The organism is Bradyrhizobium sp. S3.3.6, assembly GCF_040546905.1.
Taxonomy (GTDB): domain Bacteria; phylum Pseudomonadota; class Alphaproteobacteria; order Rhizobiales; family Xanthobacteraceae; genus Bradyrhizobium; species Bradyrhizobium cytisi.
The window spans coordinates 105,917-126,245 of sequence record NZ_JBEPOT010000007.1 but is presented as its reverse complement, the minus strand read 5'-3'; the positions used below and the strand labels follow the sequence as shown (position 1 = coordinate 126,245).

General features: G+C 60.7%; 19 protein-coding genes and 5 pseudogenes. 12 read left to right on the top strand and 12 right to left on the bottom strand.

What is annotated here, in order from left to right; genetic code table 11:
- Positions 1–15: 15 nt before the first annotated feature.
- On the bottom strand, positions 16–963 hold the full coding sequence (gene ligD, locus ABID59_RS21255; RefSeq protein ID WP_354084655.1) for a non-homologous end-joining DNA ligase: 948 nt from the start codon (positions 961–963) through the stop codon (positions 16–18).
- A 142-nt stretch (positions 964–1,105) separates the two neighbouring features.
- Between ligD (ABID59_RS21255) and ABID59_RS21250 the strand changes: the two genes are divergently transcribed.
- Positions 1,106–1,720 carry a cell envelope biogenesis protein TolA gene (locus tag ABID59_RS21250; RefSeq protein ID WP_354084654.1) on the top strand — a complete coding sequence of 205 codons (615 nt, stop codon included), beginning with the start codon at positions 1,106–1,108 and terminating at the stop codon, positions 1,718–1,720.
- 49 nt (positions 1,721–1,769) lie between these two features.
- Here the strand turns inward: ABID59_RS21250 and ABID59_RS21245 are convergent, their stop codons facing one another.
- Positions 1,770–1,937: a hypothetical protein gene (locus tag ABID59_RS21245; RefSeq protein ID WP_354084653.1), complete on the bottom strand. Its 168-nt coding sequence runs from the start codon at positions 1,935–1,937 to the stop codon at positions 1,770–1,772.
- Entirely contained in the window at positions 1,937–2,857 is a 921-nt protein-coding gene (ligD, locus tag ABID59_RS21240) for a non-homologous end-joining DNA ligase (protein ID WP_354084652.1), read from the bottom strand. The genes ABID59_RS21245 and ligD (ABID59_RS21240) overlap by 1 nt, the downstream gene beginning before the upstream one ends.
- 109 nt (positions 2,858–2,966) lie before the next feature.
- Here ligD (ABID59_RS21240) and ABID59_RS21235 point away from each other — a divergent pair, with 109 nt between their 5' ends.
- Positions 2,967–3,155 carry a DUF3606 domain-containing protein gene (locus tag ABID59_RS21235; RefSeq protein ID WP_354084651.1) on the top strand — a complete coding sequence of 63 codons (189 nt, stop codon included), beginning with the start codon at positions 2,967–2,969 and terminating at the stop codon, positions 3,153–3,155.
- A gap of 132 nt (positions 3,156–3,287) precedes the next feature.
- Here ABID59_RS21235 and ABID59_RS21230 read toward each other — a convergent pair whose 3' ends face one another.
- Positions 3,288–3,554, bottom strand: a complete 267-nt coding sequence (locus ABID59_RS21230) for a hypothetical protein (protein ID WP_354084650.1) — start codon at positions 3,552–3,554, stop codon at positions 3,288–3,290.
- Between the two features lie 500 nt (positions 3,555–4,054).
- On the opposite strand from ABID59_RS21230, the gene ABID59_RS21225 reads away from it, so the two are divergent.
- The 4 genes and pseudogenes from ABID59_RS21225 to ABID59_RS21210 all read left to right on the top strand — a co-directional run bounded on the left by ABID59_RS21225 (position 4,055) and on the right by ABID59_RS21210 (position 7,633).
- Positions 4,055–4,576 (top strand): thermonuclease family protein, encoded by a 522-nt coding sequence (locus ABID59_RS21225; protein ID WP_354084649.1) that lies wholly within the window; start codon positions 4,055–4,057, stop codon positions 4,574–4,576.
- A gap of 133 nt (positions 4,577–4,709) precedes the next feature.
- Entirely contained in the window at positions 4,710–4,901 is a 192-nt protein-coding gene (locus ABID59_RS21220; RefSeq protein ID WP_354084648.1) for a hypothetical protein, read from the top strand.
- 147 nt (positions 4,902–5,048) lie between these two features.
- Entirely contained in the window at positions 5,049–6,095 is a 1,047-nt protein-coding gene (locus ABID59_RS21215; RefSeq protein ID WP_354084647.1) for an IS110 family RNA-guided transposase, read from the top strand.
- Positions 6,096–6,810: 715 nt separating this feature from the next.
- A pseudogene (locus tag ABID59_RS21210) lies at positions 6,811–7,633 on the top strand (ArdC family protein).
- Positions 7,634–7,748: 115 nt separating this feature from the next.
- On the opposite strand, the gene ABID59_RS21205 reads toward ABID59_RS21210, so the two are convergent.
- Genes ABID59_RS21205 through ABID59_RS21195 form a run of 3 tightly spaced genes read right to left on the bottom strand, consistent with a single transcriptional unit; the run spans position 7,749 to position 11,328 of the window.
- Positions 7,749–8,753 (bottom strand): tyrosine-type recombinase/integrase, encoded by a 1,005-nt coding sequence (locus ABID59_RS21205; RefSeq protein WP_354084646.1) that lies wholly within the window; start codon positions 8,751–8,753, stop codon positions 7,749–7,751.
- Complete coding sequence (locus ABID59_RS21200; protein ID WP_354084645.1) at positions 8,750–10,105, bottom strand: tyrosine-type recombinase/integrase; 1,356 nt, start codon at positions 10,103–10,105, stop codon at positions 8,750–8,752. Before ABID59_RS21200 ends, ABID59_RS21205 begins: the two co-directional genes overlap by 4 nt.
- Complete coding sequence (locus ABID59_RS21195) at positions 10,102–11,328, bottom strand: site-specific integrase (RefSeq protein WP_354084644.1); 1,227 nt, start codon at positions 11,326–11,328, stop codon at positions 10,102–10,104. The genes ABID59_RS21200 and ABID59_RS21195 overlap by 4 nt, the downstream gene beginning before the upstream one ends.
- A gap of 144 nt (positions 11,329–11,472) precedes the next feature.
- Here ABID59_RS21195 and ABID59_RS21190 point away from each other — a divergent pair.
- The 6 genes and pseudogenes from ABID59_RS21190 to ABID59_RS21165 form a co-directional block, all read left to right on the top strand.
- Positions 11,473–11,613: pseudogene (locus ABID59_RS21190) on the top strand (antirestriction protein ArdC); the annotation flags it as partial.
- 108 nt (positions 11,614–11,721) lie between these two features.
- Positions 11,722–13,839 (top strand): ParB/RepB/Spo0J family partition protein, encoded by a 2,118-nt coding sequence (locus ABID59_RS21185; protein WP_354084643.1) that lies wholly within the window; start codon positions 11,722–11,724, stop codon positions 13,837–13,839.
- 183 nt (positions 13,840–14,022) lie between these two features.
- Positions 14,023–14,382 (top strand): annotated as a pseudogene (locus tag ABID59_RS21180) (SAM-dependent methyltransferase); the annotation flags it as partial.
- 291 nt (positions 14,383–14,673) lie between these two features.
- On the top strand, positions 14,674–15,354 hold the full coding sequence (gene trbF, locus ABID59_RS21175) for a conjugal transfer protein TrbF (protein WP_354084642.1): 681 nt from the start codon (positions 14,674–14,676) through the stop codon (positions 15,352–15,354).
- A gap of 123 nt (positions 15,355–15,477) precedes the next feature.
- A pseudogene (locus ABID59_RS21170) lies at positions 15,478–16,362 on the top strand (TraB/TrbI/VirB10 family type IV secretion system protein); the annotation flags it as partial.
- Positions 16,362–16,601, top strand: a complete 240-nt coding sequence (locus tag ABID59_RS21165; RefSeq protein ID WP_354084641.1) for a DUF2274 domain-containing protein — start codon at positions 16,362–16,364, stop codon at positions 16,599–16,601. The pseudogene ABID59_RS21170 and the gene ABID59_RS21165, both read left to right, overlap by 1 nt.
- On the opposite strand, the gene ABID59_RS21160 is transcribed toward ABID59_RS21165, so the two are convergent.
- The 5 genes and pseudogenes from ABID59_RS21160 to ABID59_RS21140 form a co-directional block, all read right to left on the bottom strand.
- On the bottom strand, positions 16,577–17,164 hold the full coding sequence (locus ABID59_RS21160) for a LysR family substrate-binding domain-containing protein (protein ID WP_354084804.1): 588 nt from the start codon (positions 17,162–17,164) through the stop codon (positions 16,577–16,579). The genes ABID59_RS21165 and ABID59_RS21160 overlap by 25 nt on opposite strands.
- A gap of 35 nt (positions 17,165–17,199) precedes the next feature.
- Positions 17,200–17,526 carry a LysR family transcriptional regulator gene (locus tag ABID59_RS21155; protein WP_354084640.1) on the bottom strand — a complete coding sequence of 109 codons (327 nt, stop codon included), beginning with the start codon at positions 17,524–17,526 and terminating at the stop codon, positions 17,200–17,202.
- A 69-nt stretch (positions 17,527–17,595) separates the two neighbouring features.
- Positions 17,596–18,230, bottom strand: a pseudogene (locus ABID59_RS21150) (acyl-homoserine-lactone synthase).
- A gap of 94 nt (positions 18,231–18,324) precedes the next feature.
- Entirely contained in the window at positions 18,325–19,047 is a 723-nt protein-coding gene (locus ABID59_RS21145; RefSeq protein WP_354084639.1) for a helix-turn-helix transcriptional regulator, read from the bottom strand.
- A gap of 415 nt (positions 19,048–19,462) precedes the next feature.
- Positions 19,463–20,323, bottom strand: coding sequence for an enoyl-CoA hydratase/isomerase family protein (locus ABID59_RS21140; RefSeq protein ID WP_354084638.1), 861 nt, complete (start codon positions 20,321–20,323; stop codon positions 19,463–19,465).
- Between the last annotated feature and the right edge of the window lie 6 nt (positions 20,324–20,329).

Below are 20,329 nucleotides of genomic sequence, written 5' to 3'. Positions count from 1 at the left end.
GTCCGAAGGGAAGCGCTATTTGCGCGGTCGTTCTCGCTCGCGCACGACATCCTTCGCCCGCTTGTCGGACCTGAGCCCGAGGTAGACGGGCTGGCGCAGTTCACCCTTGCTCGTCCACTCCGCGAATTTGACCTCGGCAACCAGCGAGGGCTTGACCCAGGTCGTGGCGGCCTCGTCCTTCACTTTGGCAGGGAAGGGTGACTTCTGGGCCGTCAGCTTCACGAGCTTGGCATGGAGGTCTTCCAGGACCTCGTGGCTGAAGCCCGTGCCGACATGACCGATATAGCGCCATGTGTCGTCTTCCCGCACGGCGAGGACCAGGGCGCCGAAGAGCGGCCTGGTGCGCTTAGGCGCCGTGAAGCCCGCGATCACCACTTCCTGCCGCTTTGCCGTCTTGATCTTCAGCCAATCCGCCGTCCGGCTTCCGGACGCATACGCGCTGCCGGCGCGCTTCGCCATGATGCCTTCGAGACCTTTGCGCTCGGCCTCAGCGAAGAATTTCGCGCCGTTCCCTTTACGGTGAGCGCTGAAGCCGATCAGCTTGTCGCGCGGCAGAATCGCCTTCAGCCGCTTCTTACGCTCGAGGAGAGGCTGCTTGCGCAAGTCCACTGCGTTCTCGAACATGAGATCGAAGGCGCAATACAGCAGCTTCGCTTCATGGCGCAACGCGTTTTGAAGCAGCTGGAAATGTGAGACGCCGTCCTTTCCGATCGCGACGAGTTCGCCGTCGATCACGGCGTCGCCCTTCACACCCTCCAGTGCTTTGGCGACCTCGATATAGCTGCGGCTGATGATCTTGCCGTTGCGGCTGTAGAGTGCAACCTTGCCCTGCCGGATTTCCGCGATCATCCGGAATCCGTCATACTTGTCCTCGAAAACCCAGCCAGGTTCGTCGAACGGCGCGTCGGTGAGCGTAGCGAGCATTGGCTGTAAGCGCTTGGGCAGGGTCGACGTCCGGCTCATTCAAGGCCATTCCTTGGCAGCGCGTTGCGAAATGCATGGACGTCCTTCAAGGATTAGGGAACGCTACGAGGCCGCGTCATGTTCCGCAGGCGCCGTGACGTGCGCGACGTTGACGATCGATCGGGGAGGGCGGATCAGACAGATGGCCAGGAAACTGAAAACTTATCAGACCTCGCTGGGCTTTTTCGATCAGGCGATCGCGGCGCCATCCATGAAGGCAGCTCTGGAGGCGTGGGGCGCCGACAGCAATCTCTTCCATCAGGGGGCCGCGAAGGAGGGCCACGATCCGGACGTTATCGCTGCGACGTTGGCAAAGCCCGGTGTCGTTCTCAGGCGCCCGGTTGGGACCGACCGGCCTTTCAGTGAACATGCCGATCTGCCCACGGATCTTGATGGCGCCCGGTCAACGAAAGCCGCCCGCAAGTCGAAAGGCCCAAAGGCGAAGAAGTCTTCCTCTCGCCCCCTTGACAAGGCGGCGGAGCGGAAGGCCGCTATCGCCTACGAACGGGAGCAGAGGCGCCGCGAGCTTGAACAGGCGAAGGGAGAGGCGGCCAGGCAGAAGGAGCGTGAACGCCGTCAGCAGGCGGTCGACAAGGCGCAGGCTGCGTTGGACAAGGCCGAGCAGGAGCACGCGAAGCGGGCCGCGGCGATCCAGGCCGAAGCCGAGGCTCTCGAGAAGAAATCGCAAACCGAACGGGCCCGCTGGGACAAGGAGAAGGCGCGATTGGAAGCCGCGCTGCGGCGCGCGCGGGGTTAGTTTCTGTGGCGGCACCCACGCGTGAAGGCCAGCGATCACCTTCAAGCGTTCAGCGTTCGGGATCTTGGACGCGTGCTGCGGCCTGGTTCACGGCGGCGCGGTCCCGTCGGTCCTCGGGAGCGAGCTCCATGGCGGCCCGACGTAGCTCGGCTGGAATCGTCAGTTGGCTTTCCAGGGGCTTGTTGGCCCACTGCCAGAAGCGATCGAATGCATCCATCACAAATCCTCCCGAAGGCCCCGGAAGAACGGGTGCCGAACCTTTCCCTCGGCTGACTTCGCGCGATACTCGATCTCGGCCAGCAGTTTTGGTTCGACCCAGATGCCCTTGTGTGCGATCCGCTTCGTGTACGGCTGTGTCTTGCGGATCAGCGGCTTCAGTCTTTTCTGGAGGTCAGCGGCGGACGTCTTGTCAAAGCCGTGGTCGACCTTGCCCGCATAGATCAGATCGTCGCCCTTGAGGCGGCCGACATAGATGCCGTCCCACTTTCCCTCCTCGAGCGCGAACCCGGCGATGGTCAGCGTCTCGCGCTGGATGCAGGTTTTCTTAACCCAGTCGCTTGTACGGCCCTTCGGATAGGGACCGTCTCGCACCTTCGAGACGACACCTTCCAGGCCGAGTTTGCAGGCGTGCGCGAACATCTCGCGTCCCTCGATCTCGAAGCCGTCGCTGAACTGGACGTCGATGTCGATTAGGATCTTCTTGAGTTCGGCTTTGCGCTGAATGAGCGGCAGCTTCCGGAGATCGCGGCCGTTCAGATAGAGCAGATCGAACGCCACTAGCACGATCTTGGTCGACCTACCCTTGAGCTCGTTCTGCAGCACAGAGAAATCGGTGCTGCCGTCGGCGGCGGGAACGACAATCTCGCCGTCGATGACGGCCGAGCTCGCCTTGATCTGCCAGGCGTCATGGGCGACCTTCTTGAAGCGATGCGTCCAGTCGTGGCCACGCCGGGTGAATATCCTGGCCACCTCGTTGGCCAGATGCACCTGCACCCGGTAGCCGTCAAACTTGATTTCGTGAATCCATCGCCTGCCGGACGGCACCCTCTCGATCGAGGTTGCCAGGGCCGGTTCGATGAAGCCGGGCAACGGCGCCTTCACGCCGATGGCCACGGGTCTTTTACGCTGAAACGCCACTCAAGCACTCCACGCAACAGCTGATTCAAACTGACACAGTTCGAATCGTTCCGGAACCCGTGAATCCCTTGCTGCGTTGGTTTGTCGTCAAATCCGACAGGAGGAGCCGATGGCGGCAGCGAAGAAGAAGAAGACGGCCCGCGGGCGCAAGCAGGACCGGGCCCGTGTGGCCGGCGGGCAAAAGTATGAAGTGGGGTATGAGTCCAAGAAGACAGGACGGTCGGCATCAGCCGTCAAGAAAGCTGTCAAGAAGGTCGGCAACAGCCGGAAGCGGGTCGAGAAGCGTCTCGGGCGCTGATCTTTGGCGTCGATTGTCCGGCACGTTGCCTAGAGCGTTTTCGAGCGAAGTGGGTACCGGTTCGCGTAAAGAAAACGCGTCAAAACATGACTCTAGAGACCCCGTTCCGATTCCATCGGAACGGAAAGGGCTCTAGACCTCGGGCGGGCATTCGGGACAGGTATCGCCGAAGGAGTCCAGGACCTCCGTCATCGCGTCGGCGGCCGCCTCGGGCGAAAGGCCCGGCGGCGGATCCTGGCGGGCGATTTCCAACGCCCGCTCACGTGCGTGCGGATCTGCGCGGTCCTGCATCCAGCCGTGGTACTCGCACTTGCGGATCGCGCCTGCCTCCTGCAGCACGGCTATCGCCCACCCCCGTACCGTGCGGATCGCCGCCCGCCTCTCCTTGGTCATCAGCATCAAGATCGCTCCTCCGCGAGGACGAATCCTTGCAGCCCTCCATTCGTTCCGGCTGCTAACACAGAGCAGGGATTCCAAATCGTCGGGGCGGGTGCTTGTCCACGTGTTCCGCCGCCCTGTGCAAAACCAGGCACTCAGCAATCTTGTCTTCCATGTCCACGCCGCGCATGACGGCTTTCAGCGCCTCGCCTGGTAAAGGGCGCTGCAGCGCCTTTGCCCCATCCCAGGGCGCGCCGGGACGAAAATTTACGCGCTTCTGCCGGCTGAGCGGCTGGCATTCGACGCGACCGGCCAAGATATAAGAATGACGGCGTCTGGAAGGGTTATGAATACACTTGGCAGATCGACGTAATTCTGTTCTGGCTCGCTTCGAGGGCCACTGGCTGGCAGCACGGAGTTCCATGATCCCGAGCGGCCCGAGAACCGGCCGGCATTGATGCCATTTGAGAATTGGCCAAAACGCGATCCGCGAGATTTGCGGGAGCTACAAGGTCATTGGAATGCGTCGAACCGCTGTCGCATTGATACTCGCCACTCTGTCGAGCGGGGCCTGGGCCGATGATTTTGTCGGACAGGCCAGCGTGATCGACGGCGACACATTGGAAATGCATGGCGTGCGCATCCGGCTTTGGGGCATCGATGCACCGGAGAGCAGCCAGTTGTGCCGCGGCGAAGACAGCCTGCAATATCGTTGCGGTGCGCAGGCCGCAAACGACCTTGACGCCTTCATTGCCCGCCGTCCTGTCAATTGTGTTCCAGTCAGCCTCGACCCATATGGCCGCACGGTGGCGACCTGCTCGGTTGCAGGCAGGGATCTCGGGGAATGGCTTGTACGTAACGGTCTTGCGTTGGATTGGCCTCAATACTCGAAGGGCGGATATCACGAAGCTCAGCGCGAGGCTGAGCGCACCGGCCGAGGACTCTGGAAAGGCAGCTACGTCGAGCCGTGGCTCTATCGTGCATGCATCCGCGCAAGTGGAAAGCCGTCCGCCTGTTCGGACGATGCAAATGCCCATCCTTGATGCGATCCCAGCAAGGCGCCAATCCACAACGTGTGTTGGCCAATGACCGCACTTGGGCAGGTGGCTCTGGCGCGGTTTGGGCGACTCACGCTACCCATCATTCCCAATCGCCTCACTGCACAATGGGAATGAAATGGTTGCAGCCACCCGTGAATTGCCGGCCTCTGGTTACGCGCTTGAAGTGGACGGCCGGCTCAAAGCCGAATTTACAACCAGGGACGGCGCCAGGGCCGGTGGCGAAGAACTAAAGAAGCGCTTTCCCATGCTTCAGATCAGGATCTATGACGCGCAGACGAATGCGCGCGAGGAAATCCAGGTCCGCTGATTCCGACTCGAGCCTTAGCGGAGTTCTTCCGTTTGCGCGCGTGCGGCTTTCGCCGCATCGGGCTCTCGTGTTGGGGTGGACGGCCCCCTTCCGCCGGTCTGCGTGGCAAGATGGGGTCGTCGATGACCTCAAAGGAAGGAGCCGCCCGTGGAAACAATTGTTCGCATCGGTTTGGACACGTCAAAGAGCGTATTTCAGTTGCATGGCGTTGACCGGATGGAGCAGCCGGTCTTGCAACGTAAGTTGAAGCGCAGTCAGGTTCTGGCGTTCTTCGGTCGTTTGCCGCCTGCGTTTGTCGCGATGGAGGCTTGCGGAGCATCGCACTATTGGGCGCGGGAGCTGCAATCGCTGGGGCATGAGGTGGCGAGGATCCCGCCACAATATGTCAAACCGTACGTACAGCGCGGGAAATCCGACGCTGCGGACGCCGAGGCGATTTGCGAGGCGGCCAGTCGACCCAAACTGCGCAAGAACTTTGTGCCGATCAAGAGTCCCGAGCAACAGGGCGCACAGATGCTGACGCGCGTGCGTACCCAGTTCATCGGTAGGCGCACCCAGCTCGCCAATTCGATCCGCGGTTACGCCGCAGAGTTCGGTTTTACCGCGCCCAAGGGGCTTTCGCGGCTTCAGCAACTGCTGATCGATATTCGGGCCGACGCGACAGTCCCCGAATTGGCAATGGAGTTGGTGGAGGCGTTGGCGACCGAACTGGCACGTGTTGATGATCAGATCGTCACGCTCGACAAGAAGCTCATGCAACTCCATCGGGGTAACGAGATGAGCCGACGACTGGCGGCTATTCCAGGAGTTGGTCCGATCGGCGCGACGTTGCTATCAATAAAGGTCGTAGACGCGCGCGGCTTCAAGTCGGCAAGAAACTTTGCGGCCTGGCTCGGCTTGACGCCAAAAAACCACTCGACGGCAGGCAAGAACCGGCTCGGTGTTATCACGCGCGCCGGTGATGAGATGCTAAGAAGCGTCTTAGTCGCGGGCGCTACCGCGGTCATCGGCGACCTACGCCGGGGCGGCAGTAGGTTGTGGCCTTGGTTTAAAGCTTTAATCGCGCGGAAGCCACCAAAACTCGTCGCGGTAGCATTGGCCAACAAGATGGCTCGGATCGCTTGGAAATTGATGATCAGCGGGGAGCGCTATCGACCCATTGGCAACGCAGTCCCAATGGCAACACCGATATAGGCCTGAACGAAATGCAAAGTTTGGCGTCAGCACCGCAGGTCTGACGCTAAGGCTGGAACTTGCAGGATAGGAAGAGGTGGTGTGATCGGCGCAAGCCGAACAGGGAGAGTTTCCGCTCGGTTCACCGGCAGCAAATGCCGTTCTCGTGTTTGGATCTCACTGTTCGCGAAGCCCATCTTGGCCAGTGGTCGCAGACCCAATCGTAGGCCGGACATATGAGCGCAAGCGATCCGAGCATGCTGCCCAAGCCAATCCTTGCAAGTCGGGGGCCGTCCACATATGAACCAAGCCGCTTTGCGTCTCGGCCGTGCGGCGTCGATCCCTCGCGCAAAGGGAAGCGGAGCTCCTCGCCGGGGGCACTCGGAAAAGGGGCTCGCCTGCGGCGATCGCTATCACTGCCCCGTTCCCGGGTGCCGCTATTGAACCGGTCTCGTCGCTGCACTCGGACCCGCGTGCCCCTTCGGGTCGCTATGCTCACGCTCTCCGGGTGCCATTTTCCCTTGAGGCGATGCGCCCTGGCGCACGCCTGGTCGGGCCTGCGGCCCTGGGTAGCTCAATACCAACCCTCAATGCAGAATCGGACGAGAAGCAGGCCGCCCCGCAGATTTCGCATTCTCTCATTTGGAGGCCTGAGAGTCAGAGTGTCGGCGCGGTTTTGCCGTGACGGGTTACAGGCTGCGAGAGAGGCTCGCGGCGCCCGTCGCGGAGATCCGCGATGTCCAGACGTTATGCTCAGGCGCGCACCGGTGAGGACCGGGCAAGCCTTTATGACGACATCACCAACAATATCATCGCCGAGCTGGAGGCTGGCCGAGTGCCGTGGGTGCAGCCATGGGGCACCGCGGCGGCGAAGGCGCCTTTGGCGATCCCGAAAAGCGCAGCGTCCGGCCGTCGATACACCGGCATAAACATTTTAATTCTCTGGGGGGCTGCAACGGAGCGCGCATTCACAGGTCAGAGCTGGCTTACATTCCGCCAGGCGCTATCGCTCGGTGGTCACGTCCGCAAGGGCGAGCGCGGCACGACCGTCGTCTACGCCGACCGCTTTGTGCCGGTCGACGAAAAGCGCCGCGCACATGAGACCGGCGAAGAGGCACAAGCTGTTCCATTTTTGAAGCGCTTCACCGTTTTCAATCTCGATCAATGCGACGGGCTGGCTTCGGACATCGTAACCGCTGCGCCACCACCGCCACCCGGCATGATCGAGCCGACGGTCGATGCTCTGATCAAGGCGACCGGCATCGACTTCCGCATCGGCGGCAACCGCGCCTTTTACGTGCCGACGGAAGATTATGCAGGTGCCGCCGCCGCAAGTCTATTTCGAACCGATCAATTGGCATCGAACGGCCTTGCACGAGCTGGCGCATGCCAGCGGCCATCCGTCACGCCTCAACCGCGACCTGTCAGGCAGCTATGGTACCAGGAAGTACGCCTTTGAGGAGTTGATTGCCGAAATCTCGTCCGCGTTCAGTTGCGCTTCTCTCGGCATTGTGCCCACGGTGCGGCACGCCGACTATATTGGCTCGTGGCTGAAATAATGGCGAGCTCGCCATTACTCCAATAATCAGCAGCAGATCATAATGTGAAGGAGCGCCACGTTTCCGGTGTTATGCGGGGATGGTGTGCGATCTCCTCCACATTATTTCCTTGCCGCTAAAGGGTATCGAGCCATGCGAGAACGCTCTGGTCCTGTTTCCACGATGGTCGCCTTGCCGATCGTGACGGGCTTTCGAGGCGTTCCAACGCCAGGCGCTTTGTTTCCAGATTTGCCTGAGCGTAGTGGTTTGTGGTGTCGAGGCTGACATGGCCGAGCCAGCTTCGGATCACCGTGACGTCAACACCTGCTGCCACCAGATGCACCGCCGTCGCATGACGGAAGCTATGAGGTGTTACATGCTTCGAGGTCAGGCTCGGCGTGATCTTCGCTGCCGCTTCGACGTATTGCGCCAGTTTGAAGCGGACACCCGATGCGCCGAGCGGGACACCATACCGATTGACGAAGATGGGCTCGTCGTCGGCCCTCGGCTGTCGCATGAGCTGTGACCTTAGCAACGACACGGTTTCTGGCCAAAGAGGGCTCAGCCGTTCTTTTCGTCCCTTGCCGTAAAGACGCACGCAGGTTGGCGAGTCGAACCGGATCGCCCGCGGGCAAACATCGAGCGCCTCCTGGATGCGCGCGCCGGTATTGTAGAGGAAGGAGAAGAGCGCGTGGTCGCGTTGCCCCTCAATCGTCGAGCGGTTTGGCTGCGCCAGAATGGCCTTCACCTCCTCGGGCTCCAGATAGCACGGCGCATGGATCGGCGCTTTCTTCATGGGCACGTGCAGAATCTGGGTGCATTGCTCGATAGCGGTCGGCTCGCGGTCAGCAACGAAGCTGAAGAAGCTGCGCAATGCGGACAGGCGACAGTTGCGCGTGCCGATCGTATCTCCGCGTTCCTGCTCGGTGTATTGCAGGAAGGTCTTGACCTCGGAGGCCGTCAGGTCCCCCAGTGTGAGCTGAGCTATCGGCCGGCGTCGGCGTTGAGCCACGAACCTGAGGAACAGGCGCCATGTGTCACGGTAGGACCGAACGGTGTGCGCAGAGGCATTTCGCTGCTGAACCATCCACTCGTAAAAGAAGGCATGAAGCAGCCTCGGGAACGGGTCGACCGGTTTCATGGCCGCACCCCTTCTGACGCGTGCAGGCAATGCGACGCGTACGTCCGGAAGCGTTCGTTTGCTTGCTGAAGGAGTTCCTGGGTGACCGTGATGTAAACCAGCGTCGAGTGGATATCGCGGTGCCCCAGATATGTCGCGAGGAATGGAAGCTTGTCCTGTGGATTGATGCCGGCGCGGTACCATTCGAGAATGCGGTTCACGACAAACGAGTGACGCAGGTCGTGGATGCGAGGGCCCGTCTTACCTTTCGCCGGCTTGAGTCCGGCGCGCCGCAGGATATCGACAAGGCAACCGGCGATAGCGTGCGACGTGTAGCGCGCATTGCCCTGATCGTGCCAGAACAGGCCAGATTCAGGGCTTTGTGGTACCTTTGCCTTGCGCCTCGCCTCCAGATATTCCCGCAGCACCGACAGCGCGCTGTCGGCCAAGGGCAGGATCCTCGATTTGAAGATCGTGCCGACCTGAAGATCGACATCGGCAAGGTTCAGGCGTGCGAGTTCTCCCAGCCGCAATCCCGCACAATAGGTCAGGACCAGCATGGTGTAGAGGCTGATCGGCCGTAACGGTGCGCGTGGAGAGGGGTAGGTCAGAGCGATGTCGAGGAGACGGCGAACCTCTGCCGGGCTGTAAATATAAGGCCGACGCCATTGTCGCGCGACCTGCTGTGCAGGACGGGGATCCGGACGCCTTGGTTTGGTGCTGGGGTCGAGATGATGCTGTGCCTTGGCCAAGGCGCGAGCGAGCTTTTCGCATTCGGCGGCATGGTTGGCGGTTGAGCGCGCGGCCGCCCAGTGCTGCAACATGATCGATACTGACTCTCCCGCCAACTCCGGATGCGCTTGCAAGAAGCGATCGAACCGCCAGAACCAGCGAGCCTGCGTCTGATAGCGATAACCTCTCGCCTGCATCAGCGCGATGTGGTTGCGCATGAGGTCGCCGAGAACACTGCCGAACGGTGGGAACTGCCGTAGCTCTTCGAGTGCCTGATCGGGATCCGGCGCGAGCAGCGACCGCACGATCGCCTTGTCGCTTTTCGCATGGTACTCGGCACGCAAATCAGCAATGGGATTGCTGACGATCAGCGCTTCCCCCACGAGGAAATCGAGAAAGCGATTGACGATGCGAGCGCGATGCAGCAGCGTCGCCATGGGCCAGAGCATGGCATATTCGCGCAACCACGTTTCGAGCACTTCTCGGCCAAGCTGTCCGGGTTTGCCTTGATCCCGGATAACCACTTCCTGGAAGGTTCGGAGCGCCTGACGGTAATAGATCGGAGTGGTCGAGCAGCGTAGCCGGAGCTGGCGAAGATAACGGGCAATCGTTCTGCCATCGGTGTCGGGCCAAGCGTTCATGAGCGCACCTCCTGTCCCGGGATCTCTAGGGCGATTGCGCGCAGGTCCTCCGTGGCAAGTTTCAGGTAGGAGATCGTCGATTCCGTTGAACGATGACCCAATACGTCTCCGATCAACTTTCGCGGGACCGACGCCCGTAGCAGACTGACTGCACGTGCGTGCCGGAAGATATGCGGGCCGCGCTTGCCGCTTGGTGTGATGCCTGCCGCCTCAAGCCGCCGGCTGACTTCGTTATAAATGCGCACCATGGGAACGTAGGGTGCGCGGGTGCGAACAAAGATTTCCCGCACATCAGTTTCAGGGCGGCCGTGCCGGAGGTACTCGATCAGCGCTTCCCCGACGGCCTCAAACAACGGTAGCCGAGAATGATCACCGGTTTTGGAGCGGCGGATGTGCAGAACATCGCCGCGCCAATCAACATCTTCCAGTCGCAACCGGATTATTTCACCGGCACGCAAGCCATAGACCGCCAGAAGCTGGAGGATGGCATGGTCGCGCAAGCCCATCGGTGACCGGTCTTTTCGGACAGAGTCCAAGACGGTCGAGATCTGATCCGAGCTTAATGCTGACGGGATGCCTTCATACGCATAGAGCAGCGGGGCAATAACGTGCTGAGAGAGATCGACTGCAACGCGACCTGTCCTATGGAGATGCCTCAGCAGTGACCGGAGCCGTTCGGCGACATCCTTCAAGGATTTTCGCGTCAGCCCGCGAGCCCGCGTGTCCATGTAGATATCGAGGTCGCGGACGGTCAGATCCGCAAAACTGGCGTTCGAATGCTTGATGAGCCAGGCACAAAAATTTCGTGCTTCCCACAGCAAGGCGTCGACCGAAGCCGTGGCGAGCCCGCGTTCCTCTCGTAGCCACGTCTGATACTGTTCGCACACCTCTCGACAGATAAGTTCGCCAGCGGCGGCCGCAGGTTCGGGTGGCCAGCGCTTCAACGCGAGCTTCAGCAGCGCGTGGATTCCTGATCTGGGAATGCCTGTCCAATAACGAGCTGGAGCGCGGCCATGACGTTTGCGAAATTGTAGAACCGCAAAGCGCAGATAATTCGTTACGTCTGCCGGCGTGACCGCTTCAAGAGCAACTTTACGCGCCGCCAGGTACGCAAGAAAGTCGCCGGCGTTGCGGCAGTAATTGTGAACTGCAACTCGATTATATCGCTGTCGCGTGAGCGCATCGTCAAGCTCCGCGACAAGAGTACCGTATCCATGTGGCATGAAGGCCTCCTCAACTGTGTTTGATCAACAGCCGAGGGTCTCATGCCCGAAATAATGCGCAGCAGATCGCAAGCCTTTTTCGCCGATCTCCACAAGCCGGCCGCGCTAAGAATCTTCCTTCACATTATGATCTGCTGCTGATTACTTGAAGTACTGCGAGAGGATAATCGCGCGATCGTGCGAGCTGCTTCGCAGTCCAGCAAGGTTGCGGATTATCTCCTTGATTTCCTGCCGGAAGGGACTGTCGACATCACGACCGAGAGAGGGGAGCAGGAGGCGGCGTGAGTTTCTCACCTGCTGCCTCGAACAAGAGAGTGAGAGGGGAGCGGCGGTTTTCGCGACGGGTTGGAGGCCGAGAGAGAGGCTCCCGGCCGCCCGTCGTGGAGAATGGATATGACCAAGGCTGTCCAAAAGATCACGCTATCCCCCTCACGTGACATTCCGTTCAACAAACTGGTCCTCAGCCAGTCCAACGTCCGTCACGTGAAGGCGGGCATTTCCATCGAGCATCTCGCCGAAAGCATCGCGCAGCGTACGCTGCTGCAAAGTCTCAATGTGCGCGCGGTTGTGGACACCGAAGGCAATGACACCGGCATGTTCGAGGTGCCGGCAGGCGGCCGGCGCTATCGCGCGCTGGAACTTCTGGTAAAGCAGAAGCGCATGGCGAAGACCCAGGCAGTTCCTTGTGTCGTGCGCGAGGGCGGCATCGCTGAGGACGATTCGCTTGCGGAGAATGACGAGCGAATTGGGCTTCATCCGCTCGATCAGTTCCGAGCATTCCAGACCTTGAGTGGCTCCGGATTATCCGACGAGGATATCGCTGCCCGGCATTTCGTGACACCGGCCGTCGTGAAGCAACGCCTCCGGCTGGCGTCGGTGTCGCCAAAGCTCCACGACGTCTATGCCGAAGACGGCATGACACTCGAGCAGCTCATGGCTTTCTCTGTTACGGCCGACCACGCCAGGCAGGAGCAGGTCTGGGAGAACGTCAGCCGATCCGGCTATGATGAGCCCTATCAGATCCGGCGAATGCTCACGGAAAATACCGTGCGCGCGTCCGATCGCCGCGTTCAGTTCGTTGGGCTGGATGCTTACGAGCTGGCAGGTGGCAGCGTTTTGCGCGACCTGTTCGAGCACGATAATGGCGGTTGGCTCCAGGACGTTGCGTTGCTCGACCGGCTCGTGATGGAAAAGCTCAAGGTCGAAGCCGAGGCGATTGCAGCGGAGGGGTGGAAGTGGATTTCGGTCGCCGTCGATTTCCCCTTCGATCACAACAGGGGCCTGCGCGAGCTCGAGGGCAAACCCGTCGATTTATCCCCGGAGGAGCAGGCCACCATCGACGCACTCAACGCCGAGCAAGCCAAGCTTGAATCCGACTATCAGGATGCCGACGAGTTGCCCGATGAGGTCGATCAGCGTCTCGGCGAAATCGAGGCGGCACTGGTCGCGTTCGAAGACCGGCCGATGATTTACGATCCGGCCGAGATTGCCCGCGCCGGCGTCTTCGTCAGCATCGATTCCGAAGGCCGCCTCTCGGTTGATCGTGGTTACGTCCGGCCGGAGGACGATTTGTCGGCAGCCGAGCCTGATGTCGGGCAGGGCGCCGACGCGCAGTCGATCGACGGGAAGGCGGCTGGTGCTTACATCCAGCGCACGGTCATCGCGGTCGCCGGCGGCTCTGCTGACGCGGAAGAAGATGATGAGGACGCGACCAAACCTCTGCCGGATCGGCTGATCACCGAGCTGACAGCGCATCGCACGCTGGCGTTGCGGGATGCGCTGGCAAAAAATCCTGCAATTGCGTTCCAGGCGGTGCTGCACAACTTCGTGCTGACGGCCTTTTACCGGTTCGCATCGACTGGAAGCTGCCTTGAGATCGGCCTTCGCACGCCGACCTTTCCGGCTCAAGCGCCTGGCTTGAGGGAAAGCGCGTCCGCGAAGGCCGTTGAGGCGCGGCATGAATCCTGGAAAGCACGGTTGCCGAAGGGCGAGAACGATCTCTGGAATGCGCTCACCGCCCTAGACGGCGCCGCACAGGCATCCCTGTTCGCTCACTGTGTGTCATTTGCGGTCAACGCCGTCTTTGAGCCGGCCAACCGCTACAATCAGGGCCGCGTCTCCGCCCACGGCGTCCGCACCCGGCTCGACCAAGCTGATGTGCTGGCAGGTGCCGTCGGCCTCGACATGGTTCAAGTGGGTTGGAAGCCCACCGTCGACAATTATCTCGGCCGGGTCACCAAGCCTCGCATTCTGGAGGCAGTACGGGAAGCAAGAGGCGAATCGTCCGCGCAATTGATCGACCACCTGAAGAAGGCCGACATGGCCAAAGAGGCCGAGCGTCTGCTCGATGGTTCGGGCTGGTTGCCGGAGCCGCTGCGACTTGTCGATCCCAATGCGGCATCAGTGGAGCAGGAGAGTGAAGCGGGCGCGCTGCCCGAATTCCTCGCCGATGACGAGGATCCGGACAAGGCGAGCGACGATGATCCGCAACAGCTCGACGCGGCTGAGTGACATCTAGAACGGGATGGCTCCTGCCGTTCCGCAGCTGCTTGGGGACCGGTGCATAGCGCCGGTCCTCATTCTTATGGGCGAGGGCTGAGAGGGAGAGCCGGGCCGGGAAGGGTTTGAGCCGTCGGGTCTTAAGGAGAGCGCCTGATGGTTCGACCCATTCCTGCTCTCCGAAAGAACCCTGCCATGACCGAATCTCTCGCCGGCGGCGCTGCCGCCGCGCCGCTCTCGATGCGTGCCGCTGCAAGTCTCACCTCCGCCGCCGTCGGGGCCGCGCGACAGCTTGTGATTGATCTCGAGCGCGGCCGGCGCATCGATGCCGCAGTCCTGCGCGGCGCCATGGAAGCTGCCTTCGGCGCTTCCGACGCCACTGGCGCCTGGAACTGGAAGACCGCCTACGATGTCTGCGAGGCGGCGACCGTTCTGTTCCTTCGCAAGTTTGGCCCGGCCATCCGGACCAAGGCTGCCTCGACGGTCGCGATGCTGCCGATGCTCACGAGGCTCGCCAGTCTTCTTCCCACCCACACGCGGCGCTCCGAGGCGAGCGCGTCCGGTGCTGCAAGCCCCTTGCGCTCGGTCGCAGCTGGTCTTGGTGGAACGGCGAGCAATGCCGGTACGGGGGAAGGGGATTCCTCGAGAGCTTCCGACAGTGCGCCCGCCTGGGTTCGGCGCATGAAGAGAACGCAGACGATCAGCCATGGCGCATCAGCGGCAACCCACGCGATCCGCTCAGGTGATCACGGCGGCGGCGGCGGATCTGTCGACCTCTCGCAAGAGGATCGCTGAGACTTCTGATCGGCCAATTCCGTTTTCTCACCCGTCACTTGAGGTCAAACAATGTTCAAACGATCGGCTGTTCACTATGGCCGCACGCCAGAAGCCGTCACTCCCTATCAACGCGCAGCCCAGGTCTGGGATGATCGCATTGGGTCTGCGCGCGTGCAGGCCAAGAACTGGCGCCTGATGGCCTTTGGCTGCCTCTTCTTATCTGCCGGCTTTGCCGGCGCCCTGGTCTGGCAATCCGCTCACGGGACAATCACGCCCTGGGTGGTCGAGGTCGATCAATTGGGGGAAGCGAAAGCCGTTGCTCCGGCAAATGCCAGCTATCAACCGACCGATCCGCAAATAGCCTTTCACCTGGCGCGCTTCATCGAGCATGTGCGTGGCCTGCCTATGGACGCCATCGTCCTTCGCGAAAACTGGCTCCGCGCCTACGACTTTACAACCGATCGCGGTGCGGCCGCACTGAATGACTACGCCCGCAACAACGATCCATTCGCCAAACTCGGCAAGACGCAAATTGCGATCGAGGTCTCGAGCGTCATTCGGGCTTCCCCTGAGAGCTTTCGCCTGGCCTGGATCGAACGCCGCTACGACAACGGTCAGCTTGCCGCAACCGAGCGGTGGAGCGCAATCGTCAGCATCATCGTGGAGATGCCGCGCGATCTGGATCGGCTGCGCAAGAATCCACTTGGCATCTACGTCAACGCCATCAACTGGTCAAAGGAGCTGGGCTAGCAATGCCGTCAGGTCTCGTTATTGCGTCACAGAGGGGCCGCCCGCGCCTGGCTCTCGCTCTTGTTATTGGTGTGTCCACGCTTGGCGGGTGCACCACGTTCAAGCCGCCGCAAATCAGTTACGATACCCGGCGATCTTGGCCGGCCGATCGTTGCAGCACAGGGCTCTTCGACGTCCAGCCCGCTCGGTGTTGACGCTGAACAGCAGCGCGTCAATCAGGAGAGCGAGGCGGCACGCACCAGCAAGGTGTTTGCCAGCACGAACGTCCGCGCACAGGCCTCTGTCGCATCGCCAAGTGAAGCCCCATCAAATGCAGCGCCATCATCCGACGAAGCATTTGCCCAGAATGGTCAGGATCGAAAACTTGCATTCGTCAGTGCTTCCGTTGACCGTCGAACCACCAGTCCCGATCGCCTGGCAAGACCGGTCTCTCCATTTGTAGTCCAGGCGGGAACGGTCATTCCGGCTGCTCTCATCACGGGGATTCGGTCCGACCTGCCTGGGCAGATCACGGCCCAAGTCACAGAAGCGGTATACGATTCCCCTACCGGGCGAGCTCGCCTTATCCCGCAAGGAGCCCGGTTGATCGGGACGTATGATAGCCAAGTCGCATTTGGCCAATCGCGCGTCCTCCTGGTGTGGACGCGCCTCATCATGCCAAATGGGCGGTCGATCGTCCTGGAGCGGCAGCCGGGCGCAGATATCGCGGGCTACTCTGGGCTTGAGGATGAGGTCGACAACCATTGGAAGGAGCTGTTGGGGGCCGCTGCGCTTTCGACGCTGCTCGCCGTCGGCACCGAGGTGAATTCCGGATCGAATACGGGGAGCACCAACAGCGACCTCATCGCTGCGCTCCGCCGCGGGGCGGGGGACTCGATGAACCAGACGGGCCAGCAGGTGGTCGGCCGCAATCTCAACATCCAGCCGACCTTGACGATTCGTCCGGGATTTCCGGTGCGGGTGATCGTCAATCGCGACCTGGTGCTCGAGCCGTACAGGGGACGATAATGGCCAAACTCAAACTCGGTGCAATCGAGGACGATAAGCCAGTCAAGGTCACGCACGAACTACCCGCGCGTGTCCACCGGGATCTTGTGGCCTATGCTGAAATCCTCGCGCAGGAGACCGGCCAACCGATCGGGGATCCAGCTAAGCTTATCGCTCCGATGTTGGCGCGGTTCATGGCAGCGGACCGGAATTTCCGGAAAGCTCGACGGGCGCGTCAACGTCCGACGGGCGGGGAATAGCGCTCAGAGAGCAGCTTCAGGAACTCCTGCAGGGCTGGATTATTATTTTCGGCTCGCCAATGGGCCGAAAAGTCGAAACGGCTCGGAGCCGAGCCATCGCGCAGTTCTCGGTACGTCAGGCCCGCAAAATTTGCCCCCATATCGGACTCAAGCACCAGGCTTATCCCTGTGTGCATGCTGATGAGGCTTTTGACGATTCCGCGACTGACGTCGTGGCGCTCGATCTTGGGGCGATCCTCGGGCGAGAAGAGCTTGGAAATCAGAAGATCTTCGAGCTCCTTTCCCGCGTCATAATGGCTGAGCAGCACTGTCTCGCCGCGCAGGTCAGTCCAGCACACAGTCTCGCGCCCGGCGAGCGGATGATCATGGGGCAAGGCTAGAAGAACACGCTCGCTCCAAAGCGGCATTTCTTCAGTGTCCAACAATGGGAGGCTCCCTGTCACGATCAGGACATCGATTGCGCCGTTTCGAAGTGCCGCTGCCAAACGCGTCCGTGATCGTTCGACCGTCGCAAGTGCGATCTGCGGGAACCTCTCTTTGAACGCGAGTAGCGAGGCTTGCAGATTGCCTGCCGAAAGCGAGGTGCAGAAGCCGACGGTCAGACGGCCGGTTCCGCTGTTATGAACGGATCTCGCGGTGGCGATGACGCGTCGAACTCATCCAGAATGGTCCTCGCCAGCCGAAGCACGTCGCGGCCGGCCTGCGTCGGGCGCACGCCTCCGCTGTGGCGCTCGAAGACGGCGATGCCCAAGTGGTGCTCGATCTCGTCGATCCTTCGACTGAGGCTCGATTGTTGCGACCTCAGCAACTCCGCGGCTCCGCGGAAGCTGCCGCAATCGGCCGCAGCAACGGCCGATCGCAGGTGTTTCAGTTCGATTGCCTTGCCGGCCTGAGGGGAGGGTGTTGATCGACGTGGTTTGTGCATCGTAAATCTTAAGCAGATGGGCACCGCTCCAATGCGCAGCGATGCCCCGTTTGTACTTGCTTCCAGATCCTAGGCGGCCGCTCGGATGACCGGAGCCCAGAGCACCGGACCTGAGATGTGTCCCGCTTTGCGGATGCGATGCAACGCATCGGGCGAGACCTCCAAGTATCCAGCACAATGGCCGTGGTGTTTCCGAGAGGACGAGCGTTTCCGATTTTGCGGAGCGGCCAGCCCGCGCGGCGAAGAATGCGTTCCATCTGGGCGTCAGTGACGGTAACGATTTCGGTCAATTCAATCGAAAGGCCGAATTCAATCATGCCCGCAAACAGCTCGTAAGTAGCAGCAGCAAGTCCACCATTTGCCTTCGGCGCATCCGGAGGAACATCGAGCGCGAATCGACTGCTCTCCCAAATCCGGTGGCTTCGTGGCGCCGCCTGGCCGTCCAGAAGGATCGGGAAGGTGTCTCTCAGCATGGTTGGGCCGGTCGAGGCCAGAAGGCGGACGCAACCCTGAAGACGTCCAGCGTTCGAGCGGTTCAGGAGGTGCACGGGTCGAAGGACGTCAAACTCGTCGACTTCCATCTCGCCGCTGACCTCGACGTTCCAGTCCAGGCGCTGTTTGAAAACGCGATACCGCAGCCGGTGCATCTCGGTGAGATCGTCGACGAATTCGCCGTAGTACTCCGGCGTGATGAGCTGCATCATTCTTGCCTCCTTGCCTTGCTTCGGGCAAGCAAGCAGAGAAGGCAGGAGAGCACATCCTGTGGAGGTGCACAGGTGCTTGCAGCTTGTGGTTGATCTATTTTCGACATTTTGACTCGGTCAACAGCACGATCGCTTGACGAAGCGAGCTGACGCCAAGCTTCGCGCGCGCGTTATCCAGGTGAAATCCCGCGGTTCGCTCTGCGATGCTGAGAATGATCCCAATCTCCCCAGCTGATTTGCCGCGCGCGGACCATTCGAGACACTGGTACTCTCGAGGAGACAGCACCACCCCACCGACCATGCGATCTATCGTCCAGAAGCGTTTTGCATGTGCATGGAAAAACGTTGCGATTAACTGCAGGCTCTGGGCGTGCTCGATCAGCGAGCGCTCGAAACCAGTTCGATTATCGTCGCTTGCAAAGCTCAGCGCGGCGAGCGCGCCCCTGTCATCGTGGATAGGGAATGTAAATCCGCAGCGAATCCCAAATTTGGCGGCTTTTTCGAACAGAGCGCGTTCTGCCTCAGACCGATTTCGCGCTTCGAATCCAAGTCCCCATTGGAAGGGCTTAGGCTGGCGCATTGCCCGACGTACCACCGGATCGACGGATTCGTAGCCGCGCTGCAGATAGATGGCGGTCCATGACGGTGGATATGTCGAGATCAGATTGGGAGCACTGCCCGGCCTACTGGGAAAAGCGAGATATGCGAAGCACGACAGTTCGAGCGCAGCGGCGACTTCGGCCATGCTCTGCTGAGCTGCGTCTCGATGCGTGCTTTCGGTCAATTGCTCTGCAAATCTTTGAAAAACCCGATCCATCGTTGATGAACCCGCGGGCCTCCCTCGCAAGCGCTACTCGCATTGCAGATCGAGGATCACTGCGAATGGGGCAAAACAACGAAGAAGCCCATCTATTCCGGCTTCGATCGATCTCGATCGCGAGACCCTGCATCGGTTGGTTGAGGCGTATCGGGTCAGCCGAGTCCTCGCGCTCAGTTGTGATATCATCGCGACCAAGTCCGCGAACTCCGTCGTCTGTTTGAAATCCTGCAAGAGGGCGCCGAAGATCGCCGGATTGCTGCGTTCTTTGCGTTCCAAGTTGGAGGTTTGTACGGCACTTGCGATCTGATCGTCACGCCGCAACTCAGTAACCATGCGTCTTCTTGGATAACGCGAAATTGGATCCGGGAATCACCGCCCCGGGGCCCTCTCGGCGGCAAGAGCGTGCAGGATTTCATACGGCCGCGAAGCCAGGAAGGCGGCGCTCGGACCAAGCCTTCAGCCCTTCCTGAGCATCGGCGCAAGAGAGACTTTCAAAGAATCTCGCGTTGATCTCTGCCGGATCGGCGGTACCTCGGCAAATTGAATTGAGCGACGCCTTTAGGCCGCGGAGCGAAGCCGGAGAACGCTGAGCGAGCATTCCGGCAACGACCTCCAATCGCGCTTCGAAACTGTCGGGCGTACAGGTTTCGGTGAGAAAGCCGATCCGCAACATCGTGGCGGTGTCAATCTGCTCCCCCATTAGAAACAACCGCTTGGCCTCGGGCAGGCCGAGTCTCTCTACGTATCGGCGGAGACCGGAATGGTAGTACTGGATGCCTAGCCGTGCAGGAGACATCTGCAAACGACAACCTTCGATCCCGATGCGGAAGTCGCACGCGAGCGCGAAGTCAGTGGCTCCCCCGTAGACATTCCCATTAAGTCCGCACACCGTCGGGATCGGCAACGCTTCGAGCAAGTCGCACATAGCCGCAAACGTGGCCGTGCACTCCACCGCTCGCTCGCTTGACAGCGTGTCGAGGTCAAATCCCGAGCTGAAGCTCGGCCCGCTGGCCGTGACGATTAGAACCCGCAGCCCCTTGTGTCCCGCCAATTCTCTTAGCATCGCCGAAAGCGCTTCGATGTCCGCCGGCTCGAACCGATTGTGCTGCTGCGGCCTGTTCAAAAGGATCCACGCGCTCGTTTCAGAGACACGCAGCGTCGGCAGCCCCGACCGCTCAAGTGCTTTCTCCTGATCCATAGGTGTTTTATTGTTCTTAAAAAAAATATCTGTCAAGATGGAAATGTCTGGGCTTACTGCAAGGGTCGCTTTCATGGGGAG